This is a genomic window from Olivibacter sp. CPCC 100613, assembly GCF_036959255.1.
In the GTDB taxonomy this organism is placed as follows: domain Bacteria; phylum Bacteroidota; class Bacteroidia; order Sphingobacteriales; family Sphingobacteriaceae; genus Olivibacter.
In genome coordinates this window covers 228,941-243,019 of the sequence record NZ_JAWMTI010000008.1, presented here as the reverse complement: position 1 = coordinate 243,019, position 14,079 = coordinate 228,941, and the positions used below count along the sequence as shown (strand labels likewise).

The window sequence follows — 14,079 nt, the reverse complement described above, 5'->3', positions numbered from 1 at the left end:
CTAATTCTCCAGTAATTGATCAATCCATTTCAATGGGTTATTTTGCATTTTTTTTATTAACCAATGCATCCCAGAGAATTTCAACGGGATGATGAGCTTTGCGATCGGTAGCATCTTTTATTTGATGTCGACAACTTGTTCCTGGTGCAACAATAATTTCATTAGGGTCGGCAGCTCGTATAGATGGAAACAAAACCAGTTCACCTACTTGCTGCGAAATGGGATAGTGTTCTCTTTCGTAACCGAAGGAGCCCGCCATACCACAGCAGCCGGATGGTATGGTTTCTACTTTGTATCCTGTTGGAAAACTTAATATTTTTTCGGTGAAGCCAACCAAGTGAAAAGCTTTTTGATAACAATGACCATGAAGCTTTATCTTTTTTTCACTAGCCTTGAACTGGCTTTTTTTGATATTTCCTTGCGCTATTTCCTTTGCAATAAATTCATCAATTAGTAACGTATGTTCAGCCACCCGTTGTGCATCAGCTACCAAGTCTTTATCAACTAGGTCTATATATTCATCTCTAAACGTAAGAATTGCAGAAGGTTCGATGCCAACCAAGGGGCTTTGGGCCGAAATGAGATCTTTAAAGATCCGAATATTATGATTTGCGATTTTTTTTGCTTTCCGCAGGAGGCCTTTCGATAAATAAGTACGTCCACTCTCTTTATGATTAATCAATGTCACTTGATATCCCAGTGCGCTCAGCAACTTAAAGGCAGTTTGCCCTATTCCCGTATCATTGTAATTGGTAAATTCATCACAAAACAGGTATACCGTTTGCTTAAAGACTGTATCTATTGATTTTTGCCCCTGTATCCATTTCCGTAGTGTGATATTACCCACCTCGGGCAACGATCTCTTTTTGGCAAATCCAATGGTATTTTTAACGAGCGATGATAAAAGAGAATTTTTTATAACAGCGTTGTACAATTGAGGAACATAGCTACCCATTTTTTGAGATTTAGTAAAATTAGCAATAAGCCATGTTCTAAAAGGAATACCGTTTGCGTCATAGTAATGTTGCAAAAACTCTGCTTTCATCTTTGTCACATCAACCCCTGAAGGACATTCCGTTTTGCAGGCTTTGCAGCTTAAGCACAAGTCCATTACTTCTTTGATTTCTTTGTGATCAAAGCGGTTGGCCTTATTAGAATGAGTCAGAAATTGTCGAAGTATATTAGCCCTCGCTCTTGTTGTATCCTTCTCTTCTCGTGTCGCCATATAGGATGGGCACATCGTGCCACCGGTTATATGCGATTTTCGGCAATCACCTGATCCAGAACATTTTTCTGTGAGACGAAGAATATTTTCTTGTTTATGAAAGTCAAAAATAGTGTCTATATGAATGGAAGAAGTTTCTTTTTCATATCGTAAAAATTTGTCCATTGGTGGCGTGCGAACAATTTTATTCGCATTAAAAATTGCGGAAGCATCAAAAATAGATTTGACTTCCTCTAAAAGTAAGTAAACATGCTGTCCTAATACCGTTTTTATGAACTCACCGCGTAAACGTCCATCACCATGCTCACCGCTTAGTGATCCATTATACTTTTTTACTAAAACAGCCGTTTCAGCCAATATAGCCCTGAACTTATGTTTACCTTCCTTTGTTTTCAGATTGATCAGAGGTTCTACATGAAGCTCCCCGGCTCCGGCATGTGCATAGTAAGATGCATTTGTATTGTGTTTTGCCAGTATTGTCTGAACTTCTTCTATATAAGAAGGAAGATCATCTGGCAATACGGCACAATCTTCAATAAGGTTTACAGGTTGCGTGTCGCCAGGTAAATTACGAATAAGTCCTAAACCAGCTTTACGAACATCCCATACTAAGTTCGTACGATCTCCTGTGATAAGCGGATAGGCATATCCTATATGATCGGCCTCTAGCGCCATTTTTAATGCATTCGCTTTATTAATTACACCTTCTAAATTATGGTCACGAAATTCAACCATCAATAAGGCTGCAGGATCACCCTCTATGAAGAAACGATTATGCTGATAAGTGGGATGATCCCTCGTAAAATCAAGAATATACTTATCAACCAATTCCGATGCTTCAGGTTGATATTTTAAGGCTATAATATTGGCTCGTAGCGATTCGATAAGTGAATAACAATGTATACAGAGTATGCCTACCTCTTGAGGTGGTAAGGGAATAAGATTCAATTTGGCTTCAGTAACCAATGCCAAGGTACCTTCAGACCCCGCGATCAATTTACAAAAATTGAACGATTCTTTGGGATTTGCCAGCAAATCTAAAGCATAACCTGTATTTCGTCTGGTAATGGAATGTTTAGGATATCCTTTTCTAATAACCTCTTGATTTTTATTATCATTCAACAAATCATTAACGGCCCTGTAGATCTCACCCTCTCTATCTTGCTGTTTTAGTTTACTAAACAGCGTTGATTCGTCGAGCTCCTCAAAAATCACAGAACTGCCGTCATCTAAAAAGGCTTTTACGGCAAGCAAATGACTACGCGTATCCCCCCATACGATCGAATGCAAACCACTCGAGTTATTTCCAATCATCCCTCCGATCATAGCGCGACTTGCGGTTGAAGTTTCGGGGCCAAACATAAGGCCATATACTTTCAAAAAGGCATTTAGATCATCTCTTATTACCCCGGGCTGCACCTTCACCCAACGCTCTTTCTGATTAACTTCAATGATTTTGTTAAAGTATTTAGAGATATCGATAATTATGCCTCGTCCAACAACCTGCCCTGCCAAGGAAGTTCCTGCGGTTCGCGGTATTAAAGTAATTTCTGTTCGTTTGGCAAGCGCTATTAACAACTTCAAATCGTTGTCGTTCTTCGGAATTGCCACGGCTATTGGCAGCTCCTGATATACCGAAGCATCGGTAGAATAGGCAAGTCGTACGGTATGGTGCGTGGAGCTATCATTGTAGTATAACTCACCTGAAAAAATAGACTCTATATCTTTAAATTCACGGTTAATCTGTGGAAAGTCCATATAAAAGTTTATAAATAAACGATGATGAATGGTTCGACATTACGTTATTGACAGTGTTCTCTATTTACTCAACGTATAAGTTGGCGAATATGAGGGAATAAAGCCTCTCTAATTTCTGCTGCTTCATTTTTCCTCGTGATTGAGTTTTTGAAAACATCATGGGCCCTCCATTTCTTTACAAAGAAATACTTTCTTTTCCATTAAATCTTAAAAAATTTAAGTTTTTACTGCCCCCGGCATCAATCAACCTAATGTATGTTTATGTTGCCTACCAGAAGTAAGCAATTAATAGCAAACACTTAAACAACGCTACCTATAATAATTTATTTAGAATCTTTGATTTTACAGATCATTTAGTACATTTGCCAATTCATCTGATGATATGATGTATATAGTATATTAAACAATGAAAACACTTATACAAAGAAAATCACTCGCCGACGAAGTCGCGTCTAAACTACAAAAACAAGTTCTCAGCGGACATTATAAATTACATGACAAGCTACCGATTGAACCGGAATTAATGAAGACTTTTGGTGTCGGTCGTTCTACCATTAGAGAAGCGGTTAAAATACTGGTTAATTCCGGCTTATTGCGGGTGCAACAAGGTGTGGGTACTTTTGTAGAGAATATTCGTATCCAAACAGACCCTATCGAACAGCGATTTAAACGAGCGGACTTTAAAGAATTAGATGAAGTTAGGCAATTGTTGGAAATGAAAATTGCTGAAAAAGCGGCAATTAATCGAACAGAAAAGGATATCAACCAAATACGGATTCACCTACTTGCTCGTAAAGAGGCAGCTGAATCCGATCTACTGGAAAACTGTATTGCAGCTGATGTTAATTTTCATATTTCGATTGCCGAGGCATCGCAAAATGAAATTTTGACTGATTTATATAAAACAGTTTCCATTCATTTGACCAACTGGTTTCACAGTATATATGCAGACACATCCGCTTTCAGGCATACGCAACAACTCCACGAACAACTTCTGAAAGATATAATTGCTTGTAATCCCAAAAAAGCTTGGAACACTGCGGCAAAAATAATAGGTCATGTTTCACAATAACAAGAATTTTTTACCATCCAGTCATTAAAAATGAAAACGCTTGCCAATAGCACACTCGATACTGACGTAAAAAAAACCGTCTATTCCATTCTCTTTACCATAAGTTTCACTCACCTATTGAATGACATGATTCAATCGGTAATCCCTGCAATCTACCCCTTGATCAAAACGAATTTTCGTTTATCGTTTACACAAATAGGGATGATAACTTTTACCTTTCAGCTTACAGCTTCCCTATTGCAACCCTTTGTTGGTTATTATACAGACCGAACACCGCGTCCCTATTCGCTTGCAATAGGTATGGCATTTACATTGCTCGGGCTGATCTTATTATCAACGGCCAATGGGTTCATAGCCGTATTGGTCGCTGTAAGTTTAATCGGAATGGGTTCCTCCGTTTTTCATCCCGAATCTTCCAGAGTAGCACATTTGGCATCGGGCGGAAAAAAAGGCCTGGCACAATCTATTTTTCAACTTGGGGGAAACGCAGGTAGCGCCATTGGCCCGCTACTAGCTGCCTTAATAGTGGTTCCTTATGGGCAATTTAACATTATTTGGTTTGCTCTAGCGGCTATTTTGGCTATTATTGTACTCGTACAAATCGGGAAATGGTATAAAGAACACCTCTATTTAAAAACTACAAAAGTAAGCAAAACAGTTACTAGCATTTCTGCTCTTCCCAAAAGGCGCATACTTGTCGCACTCAGTATTCTATTGATACTCATATTCTCAAAGTACTTTTATATGGCTAGTATGACGAGCTATTTTACATTCTACCTGATAGACAAGTTTCATCTTAGTGTACAACAATCTCAACTATACTTATTCGCGTTCTTAGCCTCTGTAGCAGCCGGCACAATGATCGGTGGGCCTTTGGGAGATCGATTTGGAAGAAAGTATATTATTTGGATATCTATATTGGGAGCGGCTCCTTTCACACTACTTCTACCCTTTGCAAACCTATTCTGGACAGGAATATTGGCTGTACTTATCGGTGTTATCATTTCATCGGCATTCTCCGCAATTCTAGTTTATGCTACCGACCTCGTCCCAGGTAAAGTAGGCATGATTGCCGGATTATTCTTTGGATTTGCTTTTGGAATGGGAGGTGTCGGTTCGGCAGTTTTGGGCTGGTTAGCGGATCATACAAGTATCAACTATGTATTCAAAATATGTGCTTTTTTGCCCTTGATAGGAATTATAACGGGTTTTCTTCCCAACATAGAAAGTCAAAGTAAAAGGTCTTAACGATCTTTTGCGCATATTTTTACAATTTTCTGTATACTTTATGTATACACGGTTATCATGGCTAATACCTAGTTTTACATTAACAAACTAGGTATTATGGGAAATTTTGTTCCGCTCAAAGACTTTGCAAACTATCTTAAAAAGTTCTTCTTACAACACCCTGAAAAATTGCCAAAAGGAATAGATATAAATGATCTGCAGGTTAAACCTTTTCAGAATGCTTGGATTGATAAACGTTTGGATTCAGATTATCAATATGTTCGATATATGGATGTATTATTTTCCGGAAATGAAAGCACGGTCGAGAACCATTTTCATAGTTTTATTATTACATATTCCTGTGAAGGCCATATTATTGAAGTCATGAAAATGGAGTTCTACAACAACTTAACATCTGCTTAATATTTTTTATATCACCAACCAAGCCTACAAATCCCAGCATACCGTGTTGGGATTTTTTAATGACCCGTCTATTCCTCATAAAGGCGAACCGCATGGATACCGATTTTCTCCAATTCCTTTATAATCTCCAGATAATTCACACCGATACCATTTACTACCAATAGTTTATAAATCGATTCGACATCAAGCCTCCAATGAGCAAGGCCTTTAATATTTTCCAAAGCACTCAGTAATTTAGTTTTCAAAGCAGGTGTTTGAATATCGGTCTTGAATATTAAAGTCTCCATAATAGAAAATTTATGTTACTAAATGTTTATTTGATCAACTAGGGTTTGAGAATAAGAACTGAGGGGGTTTCCGCAAGCCAGACACTTCTTGTTTCGACCGCTTTCTTCCAACTATCCAAACTAACAAGTAGCAGGTCTTTTTGGCTTAAGAAAGCTTTATTCATCGTTCTTTCATCCACTACCGATATGTGATGTGACGCCACTACATCAATCGCTCTAACAGCTTCCTTAAATTCGACATTCTGCCTGATTACGCCCGCAAGATCCATAATATAAATTTTGACCCCGCCATTCTGTATAAGTTTCTGTATATAAATCAATAGAAAACTATCACTTAACGAAAAAATAGGTACTACTACTTCTTTAATTTCCCTCAATTGCTTATCAATCAATATACCCGTGGGAATTTTAGCATGCTTTAATATGTGTTTGGTTCGCTCATCAAATACACCGAAAGAAAGTAAGCTGCCTTTCGTTTTAAATGTCTCATATAGTTTTTCGGGATTTACAACTGTAGAGGTAAGTCCTAATATTCTGCCTAACAAGGTTCCCTCGAACACCGATTTACCAATACCAACCAAAAGTAGATCAAATTCACCTCTATTAGCTGTTTCTATGATATCGTCGTCAATATTATCTGAAGGCTTAAACAACGATACAACAGGTTGTCCTAATTCTTTAGATTCCAACTGGATTGGTGCAAAGCTTTCTTTCTCGTACTCAAAGGCGTTAAATTGATTCAATTCATTTGCTAAAGATAGATGTAAAGCAGTAACACTCACTGTATCTTTTGTTTTCCTCGTCAGACTATTAGCTAATCGGACAAGTAGCCGACCGGTTAACGGGCTACCGAAAGCAATAAGGATATTATATTTATCAACTTGTAGAGTGGGAAAGCTTTCTTCTTTCTGCTCTTTAAAAAAATGGTTGATAAATGCTAAAGAGGGCCCCGTCATAAATGTCGTGATGAGTGCCATAAGTACTAACATAGCAAAAACTTCGGGAGATAATACCCCCAGGTCATACCCGATATTAAGTGCAACGAGCTCCATCAACCCCCGTGTATTCATCAATGCTCCTATTGTCAGACTTCCTTTCCAACTTTGCCCCACAAACCTTGCTGCTATTGCACTTCCTGCAAACTTTCCTATTACAGCTACTGCGATGAAAATAGCACATAACCCCCATAGTCCTGGTTCATTCAACAGACCTATTTGCGTACGTAAACCAGTAAAGACGAAAAAAAGAGGAAGCAAAAGTACAAGTGCTAAGTCTTCGACTTTCTCAATAAAAATATTTCTGAAGTTAATGTTAGCAGGCATGATAACCCCTGCCATAAAGGCGCCGAAAAGAGCATGTATACCAATAACTTCAGTGCTCCAAGATGACAATAGAAGTGTTATAAAAAATATTCCTACAATTGGTTTACTTAAGCTTTCCTTGGTGGAATAAAGATCTCCTATTCGCTTTAAAAAGGGTCGTACAAATTTTAACATGAGCACAACATAAGCTACCGACAATAAAATTGTGTAAAGAGCACTGGCTAAGGAGCCTGCCTTTACAATGGCAATCACTGCTGCAAGGATACACCAAGCGGTTATATCATCCGCGGCAGCACAGGTGATAGCCATTGCACCCAGCTTTGTTTTCGAAAGTCCACGCTCCTGCACAATCCGAGCTAAAACAGGAAAGGCGGTAATACTCATGGAAATCCCAATAAAGAGTGCATAAGAGATAAAGTTGATACCTTCGGGAGCTGTGTCCTGATAGATAAAATAGGCTAAGGCAACACCAAGCGTAAAGGGAAAGATGATGCTGGCATGACTCACTACAACCGCTTCATGGGCCTTGTTTCTTAGAATACCCAAGTCAAGTTCCATCCCTACAACGAACATAAAAAGTATAAGTCCAATTTGACTCATGAGACCCAAATTACCCAATGAACTTGCAGGAAAAAGAATGGCTGAAAAATCCGGAAAATAGGCACCGAGCAAGGACGGTCCTAATACAATTCCGGCTATAATCTCGCCAATCACGCTTGGTTGGCCAATTTTTCTACACAAATATCCAAAGCACCTAGCTACTAATATAATTGTAATGATTTGAAGTAATAGTGTGGCAAGCGGATAAGAAAAGTTATGTTTTAATGAATCGATAAAGTGATCCCACGCCGATCCAGAAATCTCCGCATGATCTATTTTCACTTTTTTTGCAAACTCTAAGTTAGCACCTTGAATAATCAACAAATAAATAAGGAGAGAGAAACCCCCGATACTCACCACATAAAATACTAAATCTTTGTACCGCCTCATTATGAATAACTAAATTAAGTATTTTGGCGAAAATAGAATTTACACCTGTTTCATGAAAGCAAGGTTACCTTAATTTGTAACTAACAGGAAATAAAATGTAATAAAACTAAGCGCCCAACAAAGCAATAAAGTCCTTACGATAATGTTCATTTAGAGAAAAAACAATAGGCTTTGACCCTAATAATAATGTAACCTGATTATGAGTAAAAGCGTGTACACATCGAGCTGCAACAATGGTCTGCCGGTTGATACGCGCGAAGGCTTCTCTCGGAAGAAGGGTAACAAGTTGGTCAAACGATATGTTCTTTAACGTTACCTCCCGTCCATCATCATACACTACTGTTTTATCTCTTTTGTCAATCTCAGAGACAACAATAAATGCAATCACTGCAAACAGCAGTCGTATTTTCCCCTTATTGCTATTCAGTTGAACGAGCTGCGGAACCTCTTCTCGAAGAAGGTAGTTATAAGACTTTTCAAAAGCTTTCTTTAATCTGTCAAACTGAATGGGCTTGATAATATAATCTACTGCCTCAAGTTCATATGCTTCAGCAGCGAACTCTTTATAAGCGGTGGTGAAAATAATGGCTTTTCCATCTAGTTTACCTGCCAATTCCATTCCGTTCATTTGCGGCATTTCAATATCCAGCACGCACACATTAAAATCCAATTGGTCTATTTCTTCCAATAATCTCAAAGGATTATTAAATGCTTTGATGACTTCAACATTGGTAATCCCCTCACAAATAGATCGCAAATATCGAAGAGCAGGTAACTCGTCGTCCAACAAAACACATTTTAATTCCTTCATGATATTTTTATTCTTAATTCAGTAATAAAAATTCCGTTATTTATCGATTCTTTGCAAGAATATCCCTCCACTCCATACACCGAAGAAAGGCGGTCTAAATAAATATCATTCCCGAGTCCACCCCTTGTATTTAACGAAGGAGGGAGATCATTGGTTTTATTAGCTACCTGTAATACAAACCAGGAATCGTTTTCAAAAGAAAAACTAACGCTTATAAATGCATTATCACTCTGTAAATCAGCATGTTTAAAGGCGTTTTCTATCGGATTTATGAATGATAGCGGAGCAATTACAGCTTGATGACAACGGGGATCTGCCTCGTTGATCTTATTCTTAATCCGTATATCAAATAAGGGACTTGTTTTCAACCGATTTATCTCAATAAAGTTTCGCGCAAATTCGATTTCCTCCTTTACAGTCACCAATCGTCCGTCTGTATCGTATAGAATATAATCTAGCACGCCCGACAACTTGTCCAAAGCATAATAACTTTGGTAGGCATGCGACTGAATCGCATTTAAAGCATTTCTAAATAAATGAGGGTTTAATTTGTATCGAAGTTGCTCTGCATGAACTCCTGTGTATTTTTTTTCGATTTCATCATAGCTCATCCGCAACTTTCGGTTTTCTTCCCGTAATTGCCCTTGATTCTTCCATAAAAATAATAAAACAATAATCGCTGTTAATAGCAAAATCGCCAAACCTATTGTAAAAATCCAATATACTGTATTAACAGTACCCATAGCTTCCTGATAAACAAATAAAATGTTAAATATATTCTATTTCCCGAAAAAATCCGTGAAGTAATGAAAGTCTAACGCAGGTTTGTGATAGCTGCGTTGTTTAAGACGACATTCTTTTATCATTTTACATTCAGCTTACAATAAAAAAAAGCAAGAATCCCTGTCTGACTTCATTTTAACGGTTCTTTTATTTCCGACGAAATTTTTCTTTCCTCGTCCACCACTACTATCTCGTTCCTACATTGCATATAAAAGCAATTTTGTCTAATTTTGCGTCACGTATAAAACATCATGATTTACTTCTTTAAAAACCCTCATCACACTATTTTCGCGCTACAAATACAACGGCCTTTAACCGCCGATGAAATCGCTAAACTAATATGGCTATTTGGTGGATCTGAATTACTCTCCGATGAAAGTTTACCAGGTTCCTTTGTCGGGCCTCGAGCAACTATGATAACACCATGGAGCACTAACGCAGTAGAAATAACGCAAAATATGGGCATTACTGCTGTTCTTCGAATAGAGGAATTTACCGAGGTAAACCCCGATTTTAACGATTTCGATCACATGTTGCTGCAAAAATACGAGGGGTTAGATCAAGATATTTTTACCATTCATTTGAAACCGGAGCCTGTTTTGGAGGTGGATGATATCGCGGCCTATAATCAAAAAGAAGGTTTATCGTTAAGTGATGAAGAGGTTGACTACCTAAATGCGCTAGCGAAAAAACTTGGCAGAAAACTGACGGATTCCGAAGTTTTTGGCTTTTCCCAGGTTAATTCCGAACACTGTCGACATAAAATATTCAATGGCACTTTTGTTATCGACGGAACGGAACAGCCAACATCCTTATTTAAGCTGATCCGAAAAACTTCAGAGAAAAACCCGAACAATATCGTTTCTGCTTATAAAGATAATGTGGCTTTTATTAAAGGTCCGAAATTACAACAATTTGCCCCCTTGCGTGCCGACAAGCCAGATTTTTATACCATCAAAGAATTTGATTCAGTTATTTCGCTAAAGGCCGAAACGCATAATTTCCCTACAACCGTTGAACCTTTTAATGGAGCGGCTACGGGCTCTGGAGGGGAGATAAGAGATCGCCTTGCAGGTGGGCAAGGCTCTTTACCGTTGGCTGGATCAGCTGTTTACATGACCGCATTTTCACGATTGGAAGAAAATAGGCCATGGGAAAAAGCTATGGAAGAAAGGGACTGGCTTTACCAAACACCAATGGACATCCTGATTAAGGCTTCAAACGGAGCATCTGATTTCGGAAATAAATTCGGACAACCGCTTATTACCGGATCGGTTCTTACTTTTGAGCATGAGGAAGATGCGCGAAAACTGGGATTCGATAAGGTAATCATGCTTGCCGGTGGTGTTGGGTACGGTAAGAATGAACAATCAAAAAAACTGCAACCTGCTACTGGCGATAAAATCGTTGTATTAGGTGGTGAAAACTATCGCATTGGTATGGGGGGTGCGGCTGTTTCTTCAGCTGATACAGGAGCTTTCGGTTCAGGTATCGAGCTAAATGCGATTCAACGATCCAACCCTGAAATGCAAAAAAGAGCAGCAAATGCTATTCGTGGTTTAGTCGAAAGTGATCATAACACCATTGTTTCTATTCATGATCATGGTGCTGGTGGGCACTTAAATTGCCTTTCAGAGTTAATTGAAAGTACAGGAGGACAAATCGATTTAGATCAGCTTCCTGTCGGTGATCCAACTTTATCGGCAAAGGAAATCATCGGTAATGAATCGCAGGAGCGTATGGGATTGATAATTGCTGAAGAGCACCTTCAAATGCTAAAAGAGATTGCCGATCGTGAACGGGCCCCCATCTACACAGTTGGTCAAGTAACCGGTAACCATCGTTTTACAATCGCTTCTTCGAGTAATGGATCCAAACCGATGGATTTGGCATTGAATGATATGTTCGGTAGTTCACCAAAAACAATTATGGAAGATCAATCTATAAAACGAACATACCGTGATCTTTCTTACCGTGAAACGGATTTGCCACTTTACTTAAATCAATTATTACAACTAGAAGCCGTTGCCTGTAAAGACTGGTTAACAAACAAAGTAGATCGGTGTGTTGGAGGACGTGTTGCTAAACAGCAATGTGCTGGTCCGCTTCAATTACCTTTAAATAACTGCGGTGTTATGGCACTCGATTATCAAGGAAAAGATGGAGTTGCAACTTCAATTGGCCATGCCCCTCTTTCTGCACTTATTAACGCGGCAGCAGGTAGTCGAAATGCTGTAGCCGAATCCTTGTCGAATATTATTTGGGCTCCATTAAATGAAGGTTTACAAGGTGTTTCATTGTCCGCAAACTGGATGTGGCCATGCAAAAATGAAGGGGAGGATGCTCGTTTGTATGAAGCTGTGAAGGCCTGTTCAGATTTTGCTATTGACTTAGGTATCAATATACCTACCGGCAAAGATTCTCTTTCGATGAAACAAAAGTATCCAGATGGCGAAGTCATCGCACCCGGAACAGTTATTATTTCTGCGGCTGCACATTGTACTGACATTACTGCCGTGGTAGAACCTGTACTGCAAAAAAAACGGGGTGAAATTTACTATATAAACCTCTCTGGTGATAAACCTAAATTGGGAGGATCATCCTTTGCACAGATTTTAAATTGCATAGGTACTGATACACCGGATATCATCGATCCAAAAGCCTTTAAAGCAACCTTTAATGCTATACAAGAGCTTATAAAGTCAGGAAAGATAATCGCCGGGCATGACATCGGTAGCGGGGGGTTAATTACTACTTTACTGGAAATGTGTTTTGCTGACCGTGATTTGGGAGCCAATATTGATTTATCTGCTTTGAAAGAACAAGACAGTATTAAGCTTTTGTTTGCGGAGAATATCGGTATCGTTTTTCAAGCAGATGAGTCTATTGAACAAGATTTAGAGGAAAAAGGAATTATCTTTTATAAAATCGGCCAGGTAAGTGAAAAAGCCACTTTGGAAATAACAAATAATGCTTCACAATGGTCATTCGACATAGATGAATTACGAGATATTTGGTTTAAAACCTCTTATTTGCTTGATCAAAAGCAAAGCGGTCAAGAAAAAGCAACAGAACGTTTCAGGAATTATAAAAACCATGTGCTCAACTATTCTTTTCCTGCACATTTTGACGGCAAAAAACCCCAGATTGACAATACAAAATATAGACCAAAGGCTGCGGTAATACGCGAGAAGGGAAGCAATTCTGTACGCGAATTGGCCAATGCCATGTATTTAGCAGGTTTCGATGTGTAGGATGTTCATATGACTGATTTAATTTCGGGAAGGGAGAATTTAGAAGATATTCAATTTATAGGAGCTGTGGGCGGGTTCTCTAATTCCGATGTTTTGGGTTCAGCAAAAGGCTGGGCAGGGGCGTTCATGTATAATGAAAAAGCTCGGATAGCGCTTGAAAACTTCTTTAACCGCCCCGACACATTGTCGGTTGGTATCTGTAATGGTTGTCAGCTATTTATTGAGCTAGGGCTTATCAATCCGGATCATAAAGATAAACCGAAAATGTTACATAACGACAGTCATAAACACGAAAGTGGTTTCACGGCTCTGACCATACAAAAAAATAATTCGATCATGCTTTCAAATCTCGCTGGATCCACCTTGGGCGTATGGATTTCACACGGTGAAGGTAAGTTTCAATTGCCCTACAATGAAGACCAATACCACATAGTGGCGAAATATCATTATGATAGCTACCCTGCTAATCCAAATGGTTCCGATTACAATACCGCTATGCTCTGTGATAAATCCGGCAGGCACCTAGTAATGATGCCTCATATAGAACGTTCTTTATTTCAATGGCATTGGGCCCATTATCCGAGTGAAAGAAACGATGAGGTTTCTCCATGGATAGAAGCATTTGTCAATGCAAGGAAATGGATAGAAAAACATTAGAAAAAGCCCGGTACATGTAACCGGGCTTTTTTTTGATATTGAGACTTCCCCTCCTCCCCTTTCTTCATTTTACATCATTTTTATATTTAATTCTTAGCTATTTACCCATGGTCAATCGCAAGTAAAAGCAATTTTATTATTAAAGTCTTGCCTTCCCTTGCAACGTTTTAAGATTTTTAGCGTCTAGGTAAATAAGAATGCGAAGTAATAACAAAAAATAAACCTTTCTGTCAATGAAACATACAAAACAGTCCTTCGTTAAGAACCAAA

General features: G+C 38.6%; 8 protein-coding genes and 1 pseudogene. 4 read left to right on the top strand and 5 right to left on the bottom strand.

The features are described from left to right. Positions 1 to 37 precede the first annotated feature (37 nt). The gene (locus RYH73_RS21465) at positions 38 to 2,983 is read right to left on the bottom strand and encodes an FAD-binding and (Fe-S)-binding domain-containing protein (protein ID WP_335315538.1); all 2,946 of its coding nucleotides are present in this window, start codon (positions 2,981 to 2,983) and stop codon (positions 38 to 40) included. Between the two features lie 406 nt (positions 2,984 to 3,389). Between RYH73_RS21465 and RYH73_RS21460 the strand changes: the two genes are divergently transcribed. The 3 genes from RYH73_RS21460 (at position 3,390) to RYH73_RS21450 (ending at position 5,705) form a co-directional block, all read left to right on the top strand. After that, positions 3,390 to 4,055 (top strand): FadR/GntR family transcriptional regulator, encoded by a 666-nt coding sequence (locus RYH73_RS21460; protein WP_335315537.1) that lies wholly within the window; start codon positions 3,390 to 3,392, stop codon positions 4,053 to 4,055. 30 nt (positions 4,056 to 4,085) lie between these two features. Next, on the top strand, positions 4,086 to 5,303 hold the full coding sequence (locus tag RYH73_RS21455) for an MFS transporter (protein ID WP_335315536.1): 1,218 nt from the start codon (positions 4,086 to 4,088) through the stop codon (positions 5,301 to 5,303). Positions 5,304 to 5,399: 96 nt separating this feature from the next. Then, positions 5,400 to 5,705, top strand: coding sequence for a hypothetical protein (locus tag RYH73_RS21450; RefSeq protein ID WP_335315535.1), 306 nt, complete (start codon positions 5,400 to 5,402; stop codon positions 5,703 to 5,705). Between the two features lie 68 nt (positions 5,706 to 5,773). On the opposite strand, the gene RYH73_RS21445 is transcribed toward RYH73_RS21450, so the two are convergent. The 4 genes from RYH73_RS21445 to RYH73_RS21430 all read right to left on the bottom strand — a co-directional run bounded on the left by RYH73_RS21445 (position 5,774) and on the right by RYH73_RS21430 (position 9,858). Beyond that, the gene (locus RYH73_RS21445; RefSeq protein WP_335315534.1) at positions 5,774 to 5,992 is read right to left on the bottom strand and encodes a hypothetical protein; all 219 of its coding nucleotides are present in this window, start codon (positions 5,990 to 5,992) and stop codon (positions 5,774 to 5,776) included. 38 nt (positions 5,993 to 6,030) lie between these two features. Beyond that, on the bottom strand, positions 6,031 to 8,304 hold the full coding sequence (locus RYH73_RS21440; RefSeq protein ID WP_335315533.1) for a cation:proton antiporter: 2,274 nt from the start codon (positions 8,302 to 8,304) through the stop codon (positions 6,031 to 6,033). Between the two features lie 106 nt (positions 8,305 to 8,410). Continuing rightward, a complete protein-coding gene (locus RYH73_RS21435; RefSeq protein WP_335315532.1) occupies positions 8,411 to 9,115 on the bottom strand; it encodes a LytR/AlgR family response regulator transcription factor in 705 nt (234 codons plus the stop codon). After that, complete coding sequence (locus RYH73_RS21430; protein WP_335315531.1) at positions 9,112 to 9,858, bottom strand: sensor histidine kinase; 747 nt, start codon at positions 9,856 to 9,858, stop codon at positions 9,112 to 9,114. The genes RYH73_RS21435 and RYH73_RS21430 overlap by 4 nt, the downstream gene beginning before the upstream one ends. A 291-nt stretch (positions 9,859 to 10,149) precedes the next feature. Here RYH73_RS21430 and purL point away from each other — a divergent pair. Further along, positions 10,150 to 13,809 (top strand): annotated as a pseudogene (gene purL, locus RYH73_RS21425) (phosphoribosylformylglycinamidine synthase). Positions 13,810 to 14,079: the final 270 nt, after the last annotated feature.